Here is a 16,328-nt window from a genome sequence, read left to right on the forward strand (position 1 = left end):
TTATCCCTCGAGAAATCTCATAAGAGCTTCAGAAGTCGGATTATTGAATAACTCTTTAGAGTTCCCTTTCTCCTCAAGACTTCCCTCATTCATAAAGAGGGTGTACGTCCCAATTCTTTTCGCCTGTTTCAAATCATGCGTGATCATTACGATGGTCTTCCCTTCTTCTGTTACGAGGCAATCTAATAATTCTTCTATTATTTCTACTGTTCTCATATCTAGCGCACTCGTTGCTTCATCGAGTAAAAGCACATCAGGATCATTAGCAAGCGTCCTAGCTAACGCTACTCTTTGTTGTTCCCCACCAGAAAGATGTTCCACATCTTTCGTTAGCATATCCTCAGGTAGGTGGACTTTTTGTAATAAAGAAACGCCTAGTTTGGAATCCCAATCCTTTTTCAGGGAAGGACCGAACTTTAAATTGTCTTCAACAGTACCATCGAATAAGTTAGCTTGCTGAAACACCATACCAACTTTTCTTCTTAATTCATCAATCGGATAGTCAGCCATCGGACTTCCTTTGTAAGAAATTTCACCTTCTTCAGGATCCGTTAGGCGATTTAATAGCATGAGCAAACTACTTTTCCCAGAACCTGAAGGTCCAATAACCGTAGTTAAAGTTCCTTCCATTAGTTCAAAATCAACATTCTTCACACGTTCATTTCTCACATTTTTTGCAGCGATTATTGGTTTCATTACTTGACCTTTCTTCAATAGAGTTATCATTATCGTTTATAACATATCCCGTTTCTATTCACCAGCTATAAGGGTTCAAAAAAAATACCCACTTCAATAGGAGTGGGTATCAACTCTTTGATTTATTCGATAAGCAGCATGATTAGTAGGACCGATCCCGCTACCTAACGGAAGGGAATGCTTTATCGCAAAAGTAATAAATTCTTTTGCAACGGATACAGATTCAGAAATGGACTTTCCTTTTGCAAGTTCCGCTGCGATACAAGCCGAAAAGGTACAGCCTGTACCATGAGTGTGTTTCGTGTTGATCCTATTAGATTCGTAGTAATAGTATTTTTGATCTACGTAAAGAACATCAACAGAATCCTTCCCATTCATATGACCACCTTTGACTAACACTCCTTGACATCCATAGTGAGACAGTTCCATTGCCGCTTTTTCCATGTCTTCGATCGTTTGAATTTCCATACCGTTCAGTAACACCGAAGCTTCAGGAATATTTGGAGTAATAACGGAAGCTAACGGCAATAGGTCTGTTTTTAATGACTCAACTGCTTCTTCTTCTAAAAGCGTCGAACCTCCTTTTGCAATCATGACAGGGTCAATCACGAGATTCGTTACGCTGTACTCTTTCAATTTCAAAGCAATGGTTTGGATAATGTCTGCAGAAAAGAGCATCCCTGTTTTAATTGCATCCGCTCCGATGTCCGATAACACTGCGTCGATTTGTTTCGTGATTGCTTCTAAAGATTGCGGATAGATACCGTGAACACCTAGAGAGTTTTGGGCAGTGAGTGCAGTTATAACGCTCATCCCATACACATCTCTCTCTTGAAACGTCTTTAGATCAGCCTGAATCCCAGCTCCCCCACCACTATCAGACCCTGCAATCGTTAGTACTTTAAACATTTCCTTTCATCCCCTTCTAAACGAACTGAAACCGTTCAGGTCTAAAGCTCTCGATTGGAATTTCTTGTGGCATTTTTTCGATTTCATTTGCGATGATTTCCGCCGTTACTGGACTGAGTAATATTCCATTACGATAATGTCCTGACGCTATAAGGATTGATGGTTTTCCTATAACCTTTCCTATGATCGGAAAACCGTCCTGTGAGGCTGGCCTTAAGCCTGCCCATTTATGAAAAGGTTGTTCTTCTCTCAGATCTGGTAACACTTTTTTGCTCCAAGATTCTAAACGGTTTATCCCATGCTCCGTAACACTTGTGTCAAAACCCGCTATATCTTCAGATGCACCTGCAATGAGGGTTCCGTTCTCTTTTCCAACAAAATAACCTTGACTCGTAAACACGATATGACCTAGTGATGGGCCATCATATGCACAAATCTGTCCTCTGATCGGAAAAACAGGTAATGAGCAATTTAGTCCTATTTCCCACTTCTGTGACCATGCTCCTGTTGCAAGCACAATAAAGTCACTTTTTATCAAGCCTTTATCTGTGGTAACAAGGTGGGGCTCACCATCTACTAACTCTGCGTCTCCAGCATGTTCTATGATGCTAACGCCAACATTTCTGCACGCTTGAATCAAGGCTTTTACATATCCCGGTGCATAGATATGACTTTCAGCAGGGCACCAAAGGGCAGCGTATACATCGTCAGAGAGTAAAGGCTCCTTTTCTCTAGCTTCATCTCCTGATAAGATATAGGACTCAATACCATATTCACTTTGCCACCGTTTCTTTGCTTCTAGCGAAAGGAGATCGGCTTCATGAAAAATAGCATAAAGGCTTCCACAGTTGCTAAATTCAAATGATTCATTGGATGATTGCATGATATGCTCGACCCAATCAGGGTATAGATTAAGGCTTCTCTGGCATAATCGGAAAAAATCATCAGGGTCTTCGGTTATCTCGGAATAAGGAGCAAGCATCCCAGCAGCAGCACCAGAAGCTTGTCCACCACATACTCCCGCTTCAATCACGGTAACTTCAAACCCACGTTTCCTGCACTCATACGCGATCGACAGGCCGATGACACCTCCACCAACTATTGAAACGCTAGCCATGCTTTAACACCCTCCTACTTCGAAATATAGTCGATCGTACTACTAGCGGTAGCATACTTTTTCTTAGGTATTCGACCTGATAAATAAGAAAGCCTTCCTGCCTTAATCGCGTGCTTTACTGCTTCAGCCATCTTGACTGGATTTCTTGCTTTGGCTATTGCCGTGTTTAACAACACGCCATCAGCACCAAGCTCCATCGCTTTTGTTACATCCGCTGCACTACCTAATCCCGCATCAACGATGACAGGAACCGTCAACTCCTCTGTAATAAGTTCAATGTTATATGGATTCAAGATTCCAAGCCCAGTTCCGATGGGAGAACCACCAGGCATCACTGCAGCTGCTCCAGCTTCCTGTAACCTGTAGCACAATGCTGGGTCATCCGATGTATAAGGTAAGACTACGAATCCATCATTCGCTAAAATTTCTGTCGCTTTTACTGTTTCAATTGGATCTGGCAATAGCGTCTTGTCATTTCTGCTCACTTCGATCTTTATCCAGTTGCTCAACCCTGAAGACCTAGCTAATTTAGCGATTCTAACTGCTTCCTCAGCAGATGTAGCACCAGAAGTGTTAGGCAAGTATTGAAACGTTTTGTTACCCAAGTGCTGAAGAATTGCATCCTCGTTAGGAGAGTTCAAATTGATTCTCCTGATCGCAAACGTTAATACCTCAGCCTCCGAAGCTTCGATCGCCTGGTTTTGTACGAAGGGATTAGGGTATCTCCCAGTACCTAGGAATAATCTAGATTCGAATTGTTTTCCAGCGATTGTTAGTACATCGTTCATCTTCATCCACCTCCAACAAATTGAACAAGTTCAATTTTCATGCCATCTTTTAGCTCTGTCTCGTCCCAGTCTTCTCGGTCGATAATCGTTCCGTCTAATTCAGTCGCAACCAAGCTTTTTTGCAACTGGAAGTGATGAATCACATCCGTCATAGTCGATACTTCAAGGTCATGCGTTTCACCATTAATGTGAAGTCTCATGATTAACCTCCTTTGAACGTGTAATCTTTTCGATGAATGCTTCACTAGTACCTCGAACGTTAGAGCTACCCACAACCTCACTAATTACACATATCCGGGACGCACCAGCACTTAAAACTTCCTCCACGTTATGGAGCTTGATTCCACCTATCGCAACGAACGGTATTGTAATTTCTGATGCAACGGCATGAATGTAAGCTGTAGTCACTGGATCCACCACATCGCTTTTACTATTCGTTTTATAAACAGGTCCAGCTCCTATATAATCCGCCCCCTCTTTTTCTGCAAGGCGGGCTTCCTCTATCTTATGAGTCGAGATTCCTATGATTTTATCCGTACCGATTATTTTTCTCGCTACGCTTATCGGAAGATCATCCTGTCCTAAATGAACACCATCTGCATCTACTGCCAGTGCAACATCAATATGATCATTAACGATAAACGTTACATTGTGCTTCCTCGTCATATCACGCAGTATCCTTGCTTTTTCCAAAATCACCTTCTTGCTACTGTGCTTATCACGAAGTTGGATAATTTCAGCTCCGCCTAACATTGCCTCTTCCATCACATCATATAAACTTCGATCAGGATGAAATTCTTCACCGGTGATAACATATAGGTTAAAATCTTTCATTTGAATCCTTCCTTTCTCAAAAAATATAAAAAGCCCTCATTCCGCGTATGGAATGAGGGCAGTTATTATATCAAATACCTCTACCGACTTCCCTACGCTGGTATAAACCAGATCAGGTTCAAGGGTATAGAAAGTATTGGTTTCCTATTCTCAGCCTACCCGAATACGTAGGCACCCCTAGTCAACAACTATTCAATTCTCTTTCATTATGGCAAACAATCAGAATGATGACAAGTAAATTACATATATAGAGAGGATAGAAATATCCCAATCGTATCGTTATAAATCTTACCAAATTGACTTATAGGAAGCGGGCTTTCTCCCTTTCCTATCTCTACTGTAAAGCCGGGGCTTCTAAAATCTTGAATAAACCAGTCTTTATAGCCTGCAAAACTATCAACATAGCGAATCGGGCGATAGCCACTCAACCTTGAATATTCAGTAACTAAAACTTCAGATTCAGGAGGTTCAAGACCTTCATATCCCCAAAAAATGACCTCTCCTTGAGAATGGAATGCTAGTGCGCGGTCAAACTCCCTACGTTGTGAGAGTTCTGCAATTGCAATTGCTTCAGGCTCACTTAGAGGTTCATAACCAGGAAAATTTCTCGGTGATGGTTTCTTCGGCTTCCGTTCTGCCTCTATTTCCCATTTAGCAGGATACTGATTGTTTAAATCTACACCTCGTATGTTCGCTTTCCAACGGTTAAAATCGTCACTCCCGTTATTTAGATCGTTTGCTAACGTGCGATATGGCTCTTCTTCTGGCAAGCCATCAATGACCAAGTTTACTCCATCAGGGTTTACCATGGGAACAATTGAAAGGGATGTAGAATCGTAAAGAGGTGGCAAGTAAACACCACTTAGCACCTGTGTGTTCGTAAGTGCCATTAAGTAATCGTTTAATAACTTCATCAATAGAGCTGTTGTAAGCCATTCGTTGGCATGAAATGAACCGTTCATATGGACTTTCTTCGAACCCACGCCTACTCGTAATTCCGGAATAGGCTTCCCCATTACAGACTCCCCGATAACTGACCGTTTTATAAACGGATAAACAGCTAACAGCTTTTGAATATCTCTTACCATCGTTTCATAAGTATAGTTTTGCTCGGGATTCACAAGAGGCCAAACCATTCGAATGGGGACGTTTACTTTCTCTCCAACTTGTAACGCGAAAGGATTGGCATCATTAATGAGTAAGATTCCATCCAAAGGCGCGTCATACCATAAAGCTATACTCCAGAGTGTATCTCCCTTTCGTATCGTATAGCTTTTCGTTACGTAACCAGGTATATTGATCATATCTCCGATGACTAGCCGATTTGGATCAACGCTTTCATTGCTATCGATAATAAGCTGCATTGGTATTTGAAATACTCTGCTATACTTCCACATCGTATCTCCACTCTTCACTCTTACTCTCATATGCAATCCCTCCACCCTAGAAGCCTTCATACTATGCTATGTAGAGAGCTCATCGTTGTATGCTAATAAACAAAAACAAAAGAACCATGCCCTGTGGGCATGGTTCTTTACTTACTGTTCTGTTTTTTCGCTTTCACCAGCAGGTTGTTCGTTGTTTTCCCCAAAGAAACGAAGCAGATCGCCGTAGACGATTTTATCGGAATAGGCAAGATCCGTTTTAGCTTTCTCCATGTATGGTTCACAGGCAGCTTTATCCGTTTCCTCTCCAGTTTCTTTGTCATAACAAACGTTATTGGTATAAAGGTGATTTTCAGTGATAAAGCTTCCGTCACGAAGAATTGTAAAGTTATCTTGCTTTTCTGCGAATAAATCGTTACCGAACTTAATCATATCTTTCGTTTCAATTCCGAGAAGGTGCATAATAGTTGGTTTTAAGTCAATTTGACCACTAACCTGTTCCATCACTTCGCCTTCTTGACCAGGCATATGAACAACTAAAGGTACTCGTTGTAGTTGAGTGGTCTCAAATGGTGTAATTTCTTTACCAAGGAATTCTCCCATTGCCTTGTTGTGGTTTTGAGAAATTCCATAGTGGTCTCCATACAATACGAAGATTGAATCTTCATATAGCCCTTCTTCTTTCATGCGCTCAAAAAACTTCTTAAGTGCTTCATCCTGATATCTTACAGTCGTAAAGAAACGATTCACTGTTCCATCATCAGAAGTCCACTCTGGGATGTACTCATCTTCTTTTTCAAGTGTAAAAGGAAAATGGTTTGTGAGCGTAATGTACTTTGCATAGTAAGGTTCAGGCATTGTCTTCAAATATTTAATCGACTGATCAAAGAAGTACTCATCTTTCAGTCCCCACCCGATCGAGTTTTCAGGAGTTACAGAAAAATCATTGATGTCGTAGAACTTGTCATATTTAAGAGCATCATACATAACATCACGGTTCCAGAAACTCTTGTTGTTTGCGTGGAAAACTGAACTGTAGTAACCTTCTTCACTTAAAACCTCAGGGCTAGCATTGTATTCATTTCCAGAATGTGTGAAGAAAACCGCTCCACTTGGAAGTCCGTACAATGAGTTTTCAACGATAAATTCTGAATCAGATGTTTTCCCCTGTGCTGTTTGGTGATAAAAGTTAGGGAAATAATAGCTATCTTCAATTAGATCATTAAGGAAAGGTGTGATTTCCTTACCATCTACTTCTTCGTTTACAACGAAGGTTTGTGTAGATTCAAGTGAAACGAGGATAACATTTTTACCTTCTGCTTTTCCAAACATTTCTGGGTTTGGTTCGACGTGGTTTGCTTTGACATAGTTTTCAATATCCACAATCTCACTGCCATCTGCAAATGCACGCTGCGCTTTTGCTTTAGACTGGAGAACAGCATCGTAAACATGGTAGTTATATGTTCCGATATATTTGATAAGCATTTCACGGTCAAATGTACGTGTTAACAACTGTGGACGTTCTGTCTCTGCAAGACCTACATTGACTGCGAAAAGCGCAATTGCACTTGCGAAAACAATTGCGATTTCTTTCTTCTTAACTTCAAAAGTTTTCGTCTTACGTACCATGAGGTAAACAGCTAACACGATGATATCAAGGAACAGGAAGAAGTCATATCCACTTACAAGCTCCGTAATACTGTTTCCAAGTTCACCCATGTTATTTGTTTGGAATAACAATGGGATCGTGATAAAGTCTGTAAACTCACGATAATAAACGACGTTAGCGAATAATATGAAAGAACCAATGAAATCGATTATTAGTAGAACTCTGTTTCTATACTTAGGAGATGCAAATAAAGCAAAACCTAGGAACAATAGAATAGAGCTTAATGGATTCAGAAAGAGGATAATCCCTTCCATTTTATTCTCTGTTTCAATGTTAAAAGCAAATTCATATACAAAATACGTTTTAATCCAAAGCATAATTGCTACAATAAAGAAGAATGAATATTTGTTTTGTAGCTTTTTCATCATTTACTTAGTACCTCCTTAGTTGGCTATAAGGAAAGAGCTACCATCTGTTTCGTTATCAACCATACATAAACGATATGATAGTACGTTTTTGGAAATAATTCAACTACCTTTTCTCCTTATTTTCCTCCAAAATCTGCGTTTTCATTTAAAAACTTGTCTTTTCCCTACTAATAATAACGATTCATCCGAATAAAAAGTTTCAATTTGGGTTATTTTACATAAAAAAAAAGAGGCCTTATTGTTCAGACCTCATTAATTCCCGGTAATGTTAAAAATTAAACATGTTTTATCAGGACTTTTGCATAAGCTTCGTCTTGACTAACCAAGCGCCACCAATGACACCAGCATCATTTCCTAACGTTGCGATTGCAAAATCAGCACCTTCTTTTACACGAGGAAGTGCAAATTTATCAAATTCTTCTTTTAATGGTAAAAGCAATGTATCTCCTGCTTTAGACACGCCTCCACCTATCACGATCTTCGACGGATTTAAAGCATTAGCAAGGTTTGCGATCGCAAGTCCTAGATGAGATGTGGTGAAGCTTACGACTTCTGTTGCATGAGCATCGCCTGCTCGATACGCGTCAAAAACATCTCGTGCTGTAATTTCTCCGCTTATTTTATGTAAAGATCCTTCAGGGTGCTCATCCAATGTCTCGAGTGCCGTTCTGACAACCCCAGTAGCAGATGCGATCGTTTCTAGGCATCCTTTCTTTCCGCAGTTACACTGAACGCCACCATCAACGATCGATGTAATATGACCGATTTCTCCGGCCATCCCATTCGTTCCATGAATAATTTCTCCACCAGAGATAATTCCTCCACCTACACCAGTCCCAAGGGTTACACATAAGAGATCTCGCGCTCCGTCTCCTGCCCCTCGCCACATTTCACCAAGTGCAGCTATATTGGCATCATTATCGATGATTACAGGTAGTCCCGTCTCCATCTCTAGCTTGTCTTTCAAAGGAAAATCTCGCCAGCCGATGTTCACAGCATGATATATAAATCCAGTTTCCATTTCAATAAACCCAGGAGCTCCCATACCGATTCCGATAAAATGACTATTCGGTAAGCCCAACTCTTCCATCTTATCATCCAAAGCTCTTGCGATATGTGTCGTTATATGACGCCCTTCTTCACTTTTATCGGTAGGAATTTCCCATTTATGCTGTATTTCCCCATAATAATTTATAAATGCTAATTTTATTGTTGTGCCTCCAAGGTCCACTCCGATAAACCATTTCTTTTCCACCATCATCATCCACCTTTTTCTCTCTGTCTTATTTTAACGGAAAACCTTTTTTCTGTAGAAACTCTTTCATATAAGTTCTTACCGGATTTGCTAACTTATTTGCCATGAGAGAAGTCCACCCAGCCTTACGCTGCCCCTGTGTTCTTTCTTCATAATAAGAAGAAATCGTTTCATCATATTCCTTCAGTCCATTTATGAACGCTTGTTTGTTTGGTTCGTATTCGTCAACGTGATAAACATTTCGCATGGGCAATCGCGGCTTTTTATCTGGTGTTTGTTCTGGATAACCTACGCAAAGACCAAATAATGGAATCACTTTGGAAGGAAGGTTTAAAAGCTCACTTACTTCACTTAGTGAATTTCGAAGACCGCCGATATAGCATATGCCTAGACCCATAGATTCAGCAGCGATCGTGGCATTTTGAGCAGCCAATGACGCATCGATCAAGCCAACCATAAATTTCTCGGTTGATTCAGTTGTTTCTGTTACATCTATGTCATGAAGACTCGCTGCTTCATGGTGGCGGTTGTAGTCAGCACAGAAAACAAAGAAATGACCATTCTTTTCAACGTAACTCTGATTACCCGCTAATTCGGCTAGCTTTTGCTTCTTCACCTCATCTTTGACCCCAATGATCGAATAAGCTTGAATATAGCTAGAAGTTGAGGCAGCTTGAGCCGATCGTACAATAGTGTAGATCTGTTCTTCTGTTAAAGGTTTGTCCTCAAATTCTCTTATAGAACGGTGTTCTAATAGTGTTTCAATTGTTTGATTCATATTTGTCCCTCTCTTTAGTCATTTCAGCTTTAAGTATCATTCTTGCTTCGAGATACAAATCTTGATCAATCATTTTCATGTCATATAACTCGTGTAATTCTTCCTCCATCAGTTCAAGGTCTCCTAGTCTGTTCCCAGTATAGACGAACATTCCGAACCTTTTTAGGAGCTGTTGCACTTCAAAGACTGTTTTTTTCATTTTACTCACCTGTTTTATTATAGCAATCCACACCCTCAAGTAAAATGATTCCGCACAAATAAAAGGCATTCTCTTTTAAGAGAATGCCTTATTATCACCGATCTGGGTCTTTCGGATGCAGTACGGTCGGTCTTCTGTTCTTAATCGGCATAGGGGAACGTAGAATAACATCTCGAAATGCACGATAAGAAAACGGAATGAACGGCCATAGATAGGGAATATGGAATGATTTTGTGCGGATGAGCAGCAGAATCCATAGCGTGATTCCAATCGAAAATCCAACTACTCCAAAAGCGGCAGTCAAAATCAACAATCCAATTCGGACGATACGGTTCGCAAGACTCAATTCATAAGAAGGTGTAGCGAATGTACCCATCGCAGCTAATGCTAAGTATAGAATGACTTCATTGATAAATAAACCAACTTCAACCGCAACCTGTCCGATAAGGATGGCAGCTACAAGCCCAAGCGCTGTAGCAAGTGAAGAAGGGGTGTGAATCGTAGCCATCCTTAAAATATCGAGTCCGATCTCAATCATTAAGAATTGTAGGAAGATCGGTATGGTACCTGTATCTTCAGTACCAATAAACTGCAGGTTTTCGCCGAGTAATTCAGGGTTCGATGCAAACAAATACCATAACGGCAAGATAAAAATACCTAGCCAAACAGCAAAAAAGCGAATCAGTCTTAAGTATGCACCCACTAACGGCTTTTGTCTGTATTCCTCCGAGTGTTGAAGGTGATGCCAAAACGTAGTAGGTGTGATCAATACACTAGGAGAACCATCTACGAAGATCAAAACATGTCCTTCATAGAGATGCACAGCTGCAGTGTCTGGGCGTTCTGTATACCTCACGAGAGGATATGGATTCAAAGGACGACCACAGATAAACTCCTCAATGGTCTTCTCAGCCATCGGAATGCCATCTGTATCAATTTTTTCTAAAGAATCTTTAATTCGTTTCACGATTGAAGGATCCGCAATATCCTCTATATAACTGATACAGACATCTGTTTTAGAACGCCTTCCAACCTGCATATACTCCATCCTGAGCGTTTTATCTCTCACTCTTCTTCTTGTTAGCGAAGTATTGAATACGATTGTTTCGACAAACCCATCTCTTGCGCCTCTCGTTACTCTTTCTAAGTCTGGTTCCTGAGGACCCCTTATAGGGTAAGTTCTAGCATCGATCATAATGATTTCATCGATCCCATCTACTACGAGAGCAGTAGGTCCTGATAACACCTGATTAATTACCGCATCGAGATCATTCTGTTTATCAATTTCTACGTAGGGTAAGTGAACCTGCATCAACTTTTCAAGTGGATCTGGTTCAAGCTGATCTGGTTCTAACTGCGAAAGTAATTTCATCAAGTAATGAAGAATATCATCCTTCACAAAGCCATCTATCAAAAACATTGCCATGCTTCTACCTGCGTATTGTAAGTCAAGCTGAATAACATCAAAGCTTTTTCCGACTCCGAGCTCTTTATGTAAATAGTTCACGTTATCTGCAAATGACTTCGTTACTGGGTTTTTAATTTTATCCTCAGACATACGTCCCCCTCCTCATTTCCATATATCCATCATTAACCAATACCATATTGTGCATACATGGAGAATAATTGGGCACAAAAAAAATCAGCCGAAAGGGCTGATTTTCTTAATCGATCATCGAAGACTGGATGTATCGATATATTAATTCTGCTGTGTGAAGCATGGATGACTTGTGAGTGCGCTCATATGCGTGGGATGCATCAATTCCTGGTCCAATAAGAGCATGTCGAATATCTGCTCCTGCACGAATTGCAGCGGATGCGTCTGACCCGTAATATGGATAGATGTCTACTTTATAGTCAATATCGAAAGACTCAGCTAAATTCACTAAATGATTTCTAAGGCGATAATGGTAGGGACCGCTTGAATCTTTTGCGCAAATGGAAACCGTATATTCATCTGACGATTGTCCATCACCCAAAGCCCCCATATCCACTGCTATGTATTCAATCGTCTCATGAGGAATGTTTGAGTTTCCACCGTAGCCTATTTCTTCATTGTTAGAGATAAGAAAATGTGTCGTATAAGGTAGGGTTATCTCTTCTTCTTTAACCTTCTTAATCGTTGCTAAAAGCAAAGCAACGCTCGCTTTGTCATCAAGGTGCCTTGACTTAATGAATCCACTTTCTGTTATCTGGACGCGTGGGTCAAACGATGTGAAATCTCCTACGCTGATTCCAAGATTCAATACATCCTCTCTAGAATGTACTTGCTCATCCAATCTAACTTCCATGTTTTTCTCGTCTCTTTTAATTTCGCCGTTGTTTCTATAGACATGGACAGATGTTTGATGAAGTAAGATCGTTCCAGTGTACCTCTTACCAGAGGACGTAATGATTTCACAATATTCCCCTTCGATGGCATTCCAACGAAAACCTCCGATTAAAGACAATTGGAGTCGACCATCGCTCTTAATATCTTTTACCATCGCCCCCAAAGTATCAACATGAGCAGTTAGCATCCGATGTTTCGATGTGTCTTTTCCTTCAATCGTTGTGATAAGGCCACCTTTATTATTTCTCCTGCATGTCATTCCTAATTCTTGAAGTCTTCCTTCAACCCAGCTGATCACTTCATCTGTATATCCTGATGGACTAGGGATACTGACTAGTTCTTCTGTCGTTTTCAATAATTCATCTGCATTAAATTGATTACCCATTTCGAATACTCCCTTTCCTATCCCAATAATCGTCATGCTTTTTACTCTACTAAAAATCAACATTCCATCATAGTATGATGACAAGCTTATTAATTTTGGAGGTTCAGGATGATTAAAAAAATACATTATATCATCATGCTTAGTATGATAGGTTTTTTTGCACTCATCCTCGTAAACACAAACAGTAATCCGGTGAGGGAAACATTCACTTATTTTCCTCCTGATCCAAACACTACGTTTGAGTCATCACAAACCTCTCTTTCCATCTTAACGCAGGAAGATGAAGATGAATACACGCTAAGCTTGAAAACAGAATCAAATTTGAGTGAAACAGCATACCTAAGACAGGACATCTCATTACTGTATGAAGAAGGACGCTTATTAGAAACGATGTCCAAGTGGGAAGAAAATGCCAAAAAGCTTACCAATCGAAAAAAAGTTAAGAGTGAAGATAGCGGTCATTACGAAGCGATCTCGTACCATTATGGTGAGATTCATTACCCTAATGATGTTATTAAAAGCTCACAAGCGATGAGCTATGATCAACTCTATGTGATTGATTCTCCGATGACACCACTCGAATCCTTTACAGTTCCAACTAGCAGTGAGGAGGAAGAGTGGAAGAAACTCTTAGATCACGCCACATCACAACAAGCACAAATCGTATTTAAATCATTAATCGATCAGTTTCAGGTGAATCCAAGTGATTATTATATAATTCCATTAACAAAATTGCACAACTATCAAGATTCTCCTCTACCGGGTCTGACAAAGACACAGTCGGTAGATGCGATCGGTGGAATATGGGAAGGGTTATATAAATATTATTTTCTTGGGATTCAGCCAGAAGAAGGTGAATTTGAAACACCTATAGGAAGTACGATTCCATATATTCTCCTTCACAAAGAATCACCCTATTTATTAGTGCTTTATCAAACAAAAAGCGGTAAAAATGTTCAGCTCATCCAATATCTTAATAAACCTATCATTCGAAAGCCCGATAAGAATTAGCTTAATTTCTCTTTATCACAGTTGAAAGTTCTTGAAAGCTACTCACCTCTGGCGCTAAGTCATTTTGGTTTGAATCAGTCTGTCTTGAATTAAAGTAGATGACATCAAACCCAGCTTCTACTGCGGGATTAATGTCCTGACTCAACGAGTCCCCAATATATAAGTAGTTTCCTTTATTTTCTTTAGCATAGTAGAAGAGTTGAAGATCTGGTTTCGCTATACCAACTTGTTCAGAAATATATATATCTTCATCTTTGAACCATGTATCTAATCTTAACTCTTTGATTTTTGAACGCTGAACCTCATTAGAACCGTTCGTAATGATACCTAATCGTACATGTTGATCTGAGAGTTCATTTAAAAGTCTTTCTGCACCCGGAAATAATTCAGCAAATGCAGCTACGTTGGCTTCATATTGATCTTGAAAGATGAGTGCTTCCTCATTAAGAGTTGAGATATCAAATGTCTTATTTGCAGCTTGGAAACGATTGATTTGATAGGTTTCTCTCGTCCACTGTCCAGATTCATAGTACTTCCAGTATTCGTCACAGTAATGTTTAAAAACCGAAAACCACTTTTCAGGAGAAACAGATGCCTTTTTTCTAGTAAGCATTTCATCAGCACAATGCAGGATTGTTCTCTGAAAAGCCTGCTCGTGATCATAGAGGGTATTATCTAAATCAAAATAAATATGTGTCCAATACATGTTTCCACCACCTAAAAAACCTCCGCCAGATGGCAGAGATTTAAGATAAAAACGAAGAGAACAGCTTTTTGCGAACCCCTGGTATCTTCAATGAGTTTCCTACTACGAAACGTCTTACCATCGCAATGCCAAGTAAGCTGTTTACTATTCTATAACGGTATTCATAAATAACGATTACAAACGATAACAACAAGATCAATCTAGATAGTTTCATGATATTTCCTCCTGTAAACAGAATGTTACTAATACTGTTTACAGGAGCGTGTTGTTTTATCCATTTTGGAGCGTATTAGACTTTTGAAAGCGGATATCGTTTACGTATCCTAATACGATCGTAAATATCGGAGACAGCCATAAGAAAATAGCGAATGGTAAATAGCTCAGTACAGAAACACCTAATGTTTCTGCGAAGAATGCTCCAGATACTCCCCACGGAATGAGAGGGTTCACAAGTGTCCCTGCATCTTCTAACGTCCTTGATAAGTACTTTCGATCGATACCTGCCTTATCAAAGAACGGCTCAAATGTTTGACCGGGAAGTAAGATTGATAAATATTGTTCTCCTGTTAACAAATTAACACCGATGGACGAACCAGCAGTTGCTGAAATCAAATGTCCTTTGCGATCCAATAATTTTGTGAGCCCCGTCATGAGCGCTTGAATAATTCCTAATACTTGCAGTACGCCTCCGAGTGCAAGAGCAAGTAAAATTAAGGAAACGCTCCACATCATTGATTGTAAGCCACCTCGGTTAATTATTCCATTAACTAGCTCACTGGATGTTTCAAGTACAAATCCATTTTGCATCGTGTTTAAAATTGCTGTTGCAGAAAAGACTCCTTGTGCTCCGATCGAAACTAGAACCCCTGCGATCAAACCAGAAATTAACGTTAATAATACTGGAACACGTTTAAGAGCTAAAATCAGGACTACTATTGGAGGTAATAAAGTCCAAAACGTAAGGTTAAACTCACTCGATAACACGGAAAGAGCTTTCGATAAATCTTCTGGATCAACAGAAGCGGAAAATTGATTGCTCATGATGAAGAAAAAGATTATCGTAACGATGATAGCAGGAATAGTCGTATTCATCATATGTCGAATATGTGTAAATAGATTGACCCCTGAAACTGCAGGAGCAAAGTTTGTCGTATCTGATAAAGGAGACATCTTATCCCCAAAACAGGCACCGGATATGACGGCCCCAGCTGCTAGAGCTGGATTGACTCCCATCGCTGTCCCAATCCCCATCATAGCGATTCCAATCGTACCGATTGTTGTAAACGAACTACCTGTGAAACTCGAAACAATGATTGTAATTAATAAGGCACTAATTAAAAACCATTCGGGTTGTATAAACTTCAACCCTCCAGAAAGCAGGGCAGGAACTGTTCCGCTTTGCATCCAGATCGCAATCATCATTCCCACAATGAACAAGATCAAAACAGGTTTTAATCCAGTAGTAATACTTTCTAACAGGCCTTTCTCAATAGACTCCCACTTGATTCCCCTTAGTAGACCAAAAAGACCAGTCCCTATAATTCCAACTAATAAAGGCATGTGTGGTTCTACCTTCATAATGATAATACTGAAAAGCATCCAGCCCATAAGTAATGAAATGACGATGAGCGCAGATGAAAATGATAATTTTTTCACAATTTAACTCTCCCTTTTTCTTAGATGACTATTAATAAGTTTGTCCTATCTCTATTTTTCCATAAAAAAATCCCTTCTCTGAAAAGAAGGGACGAATGATTTCGCGGTACCACCCTAATTGACAGCTAATGCTGTCCTCTTAAGCTCCATAATATCGACTGGAATGCCGGGTATTACTACCTAGTTCCTCAGCTGTAAGTTCACTTTCTGACTGCCCCGATTCACACCTTCCACCGGGTC

General features: G+C 40.0%; 17 protein-coding genes, 1 riboswitch and 1 other annotated feature (1 of these 19 cut by a window edge). Of the genes, 1 reads left to right on the forward strand and 16 read right to left on the reverse strand.

Annotated elements, in window-relative coordinates; genetic code table 11:
• The 13 genes from ACXAHI_RS05550 to ACXAHI_RS05610 all read right to left on the reverse strand — a co-directional run bounded on the left by ACXAHI_RS05550 (position 1) and on the right by ACXAHI_RS05610 (position 12,715).
• Entirely contained in the window at positions 1-696 is a 696-nt protein-coding gene (locus ACXAHI_RS05550) for an ABC transporter ATP-binding protein (protein ID WP_474846558.1), read from the reverse strand.
• A gap of 93 nt (positions 697-789) precedes the next feature.
• Entirely contained in the window at positions 790-1,605 is an 816-nt protein-coding gene (gene thiD / locus ACXAHI_RS05555) for a bifunctional hydroxymethylpyrimidine kinase/phosphomethylpyrimidine kinase (RefSeq protein WP_474846559.1), read from the reverse strand.
• Positions 1,606-1,621: 16 nt separating this feature from the next.
• Positions 1,622-2,722, reverse strand: coding sequence for a glycine oxidase ThiO (gene thiO / locus ACXAHI_RS05560; RefSeq protein WP_474846561.1), 1,101 nt, complete (start codon positions 2,720-2,722; stop codon positions 1,622-1,624).
• Between the two features lie 14 nt (positions 2,723-2,736).
• A complete protein-coding gene (locus ACXAHI_RS05565) occupies positions 2,737-3,516 on the reverse strand; it encodes a thiazole synthase (RefSeq protein ID WP_474846562.1) in 780 nt (259 codons plus the stop codon).
• Entirely contained in the window at positions 3,513-3,710 is a 198-nt protein-coding gene (thiS, locus tag ACXAHI_RS05570) for a sulfur carrier protein ThiS (RefSeq protein ID WP_474846564.1), read from the reverse strand. The genes ACXAHI_RS05565 and thiS overlap by 4 nt, the downstream gene beginning before the upstream one ends.
• Complete coding sequence (gene thiE, locus ACXAHI_RS05575) at positions 3,694-4,344, reverse strand: thiamine phosphate synthase (protein ID WP_474846566.1); 651 nt, start codon at positions 4,342-4,344, stop codon at positions 3,694-3,696. The genes thiS and thiE overlap by 17 nt, the downstream gene beginning before the upstream one ends.
• A gap of 72 nt (positions 4,345-4,416) precedes the next feature.
• Positions 4,417-4,533: riboswitch (TPP riboswitch) on the reverse strand.
• 50 nt (positions 4,534-4,583) lie between these two features.
• Complete coding sequence (locus ACXAHI_RS05580; protein WP_474846568.1) at positions 4,584-5,771, reverse strand: M14 family zinc carboxypeptidase; 1,188 nt, start codon at positions 5,769-5,771, stop codon at positions 4,584-4,586.
• Between the two features lie 111 nt (positions 5,772-5,882).
• Positions 5,883-7,766 (reverse strand): LTA synthase family protein, encoded by a 1,884-nt coding sequence (locus ACXAHI_RS05585; protein WP_474846570.1) that lies wholly within the window; start codon positions 7,764-7,766, stop codon positions 5,883-5,885.
• A 289-nt stretch (positions 7,767-8,055) separates the two neighbouring features.
• Positions 8,056-9,021, reverse strand: coding sequence for an ROK family glucokinase (locus tag ACXAHI_RS05590; protein ID WP_474846572.1), 966 nt, complete (start codon positions 9,019-9,021; stop codon positions 8,056-8,058).
• A gap of 28 nt (positions 9,022-9,049) precedes the next feature.
• Positions 9,050-9,799 (reverse strand): oxygen-insensitive NADPH nitroreductase, encoded by a 750-nt coding sequence (gene nfsA, locus ACXAHI_RS05595; protein WP_474846574.1) that lies wholly within the window; start codon positions 9,797-9,799, stop codon positions 9,050-9,052.
• On the reverse strand, positions 9,783-9,998 hold the full coding sequence (locus tag ACXAHI_RS05600; RefSeq protein ID WP_270179276.1) for a YqgQ family protein: 216 nt from the start codon (positions 9,996-9,998) through the stop codon (positions 9,783-9,785). The genes nfsA and ACXAHI_RS05600 overlap by 17 nt, the downstream gene beginning before the upstream one ends.
• A 94-nt stretch (positions 9,999-10,092) precedes the next feature.
• Positions 10,093-11,556, reverse strand: a complete 1,464-nt coding sequence (locus ACXAHI_RS05605; protein ID WP_474846576.1) for a spore germination protein — start codon at positions 11,554-11,556, stop codon at positions 10,093-10,095.
• Between the two features lie 106 nt (positions 11,557-11,662).
• The gene (locus ACXAHI_RS05610) at positions 11,663-12,715 is read right to left on the reverse strand and encodes a M42 family metallopeptidase (RefSeq protein ID WP_474846578.1); all 1,053 of its coding nucleotides are present in this window, start codon (positions 12,713-12,715) and stop codon (positions 11,663-11,665) included.
• A 108-nt stretch (positions 12,716-12,823) separates the two neighbouring features.
• Between ACXAHI_RS05610 and ACXAHI_RS05615 the strand changes: the two genes are divergently transcribed.
• Positions 12,824-13,726 (forward strand): hypothetical protein, encoded by a 903-nt coding sequence (locus tag ACXAHI_RS05615; RefSeq protein WP_474846580.1) that lies wholly within the window; start codon positions 12,824-12,826, stop codon positions 13,724-13,726.
• A gap of 1 nt (position 13,727) precedes the next feature.
• Here the strand turns inward: ACXAHI_RS05615 and ACXAHI_RS05620 are convergent, their stop codons facing one another.
• The 3 genes from ACXAHI_RS05620 to nhaC are packed head-to-tail and all read right to left on the reverse strand — an operon-like array spanning position 13,728 to position 16,088.
• Positions 13,728-14,432 carry an HAD family hydrolase gene (locus ACXAHI_RS05620; protein WP_474846582.1) on the reverse strand — a complete coding sequence of 235 codons (705 nt, stop codon included), beginning with the start codon at positions 14,430-14,432 and terminating at the stop codon, positions 13,728-13,730.
• A 40-nt stretch (positions 14,433-14,472) separates the two neighbouring features.
• Positions 14,473-14,646, reverse strand: a complete 174-nt coding sequence (locus ACXAHI_RS05625; RefSeq protein WP_270179281.1) for a hypothetical protein — start codon at positions 14,644-14,646, stop codon at positions 14,473-14,475.
• A 56-nt stretch (positions 14,647-14,702) separates the two neighbouring features.
• Positions 14,703-16,088: a Na+/H+ antiporter NhaC gene (gene nhaC, locus ACXAHI_RS05630; protein ID WP_474846583.1), complete on the reverse strand. Its 1,386-nt coding sequence runs from the start codon at positions 16,086-16,088 to the stop codon at positions 14,703-14,705.
• Between the two features lie 84 nt (positions 16,089-16,172).
• Positions 16,173-16,328 (reverse strand) — a binding site (T-box leader); it runs 48 nt beyond the window's last position.

It is taken from the genome of Anaerobacillus sp. ABD4_527 (genome assembly GCF_056160805.1).

What these genes read in the sequence shown, in the direction of transcription:
- thiS (WP_474846564.1), bottom strand. Translation starts at nt 3,710, where the DNA reads ATGAGACTTCACATTAATGGTGAAACGCATGACCTTGAAGTATCGACT.
- nfsA (WP_474846574.1), bottom strand. Translation starts at nt 9,799, where the DNA reads ATGAATCAAACAATTGAAACACTATTAGAACACCGTTCTATAAGAGAA.
- ACXAHI_RS05620 (WP_474846582.1), bottom strand. Translation starts at nt 14,432, where the DNA reads ATGTATTGGACACATATTTATTTTGATTTAGATAATACCCTCTATGAT.
- ACXAHI_RS05600 (WP_270179276.1), bottom strand. Translation starts at nt 9,998, where the DNA reads ATGAAAAAAACAGTCTTTGAAGTGCAACAGCTCCTAAAAAGGTTCGGA.
- ACXAHI_RS05585 (WP_474846570.1), bottom strand. Translation starts at nt 7,766, where the DNA reads ATGATGAAAAAGCTACAAAACAAATATTCATTCTTCTTTATTGTAGCA.
- thiO (WP_474846561.1), bottom strand. Translation starts at nt 2,722, where the DNA reads ATGGCTAGCGTTTCAATAGTTGGTGGAGGTGTCATCGGCCTGTCGATC.
- ACXAHI_RS05580 (WP_474846568.1), bottom strand. Translation starts at nt 5,771, where the DNA reads ATGAGAGTAAGAGTGAAGAGTGGAGATACGATGTGGAAGTATAGCAGA.
- thiE (WP_474846566.1), bottom strand. Translation starts at nt 4,344, where the DNA reads ATGAAAGATTTTAACCTATATGTTATCACCGGTGAAGAATTTCATCCT.
- ACXAHI_RS05625 (WP_270179281.1), bottom strand. Translation starts at nt 14,646, where the DNA reads ATGAAACTATCTAGATTGATCTTGTTGTTATCGTTTGTAATCGTTATT.
- ACXAHI_RS05610 (WP_474846578.1), bottom strand. Translation starts at nt 12,715, where the DNA reads ATGGGTAATCAATTTAATGCAGATGAATTATTGAAAACGACAGAAGAA.
- ACXAHI_RS05605 (WP_474846576.1), bottom strand. Translation starts at nt 11,556, where the DNA reads ATGTCTGAGGATAAAATTAAAAACCCAGTAACGAAGTCATTTGCAGAT.
- ACXAHI_RS05550 (WP_474846558.1), bottom strand. Translation starts at nt 696, where the DNA reads ATGAAACCAATAATCGCTGCAAAAAATGTGAGAAATGAACGTGTGAAG.
- thiD (WP_474846559.1), bottom strand. Translation starts at nt 1,605, where the DNA reads ATGTTTAAAGTACTAACGATTGCAGGGTCTGATAGTGGTGGGGGAGCT.
- ACXAHI_RS05615 (WP_474846580.1), top strand. Translation starts at nt 12,824, where the DNA reads ATGATTAAAAAAATACATTATATCATCATGCTTAGTATGATAGGTTTT.
- ACXAHI_RS05565 (WP_474846562.1), bottom strand. Translation starts at nt 3,516, where the DNA reads ATGAAGATGAACGATGTACTAACAATCGCTGGAAAACAATTCGAATCT.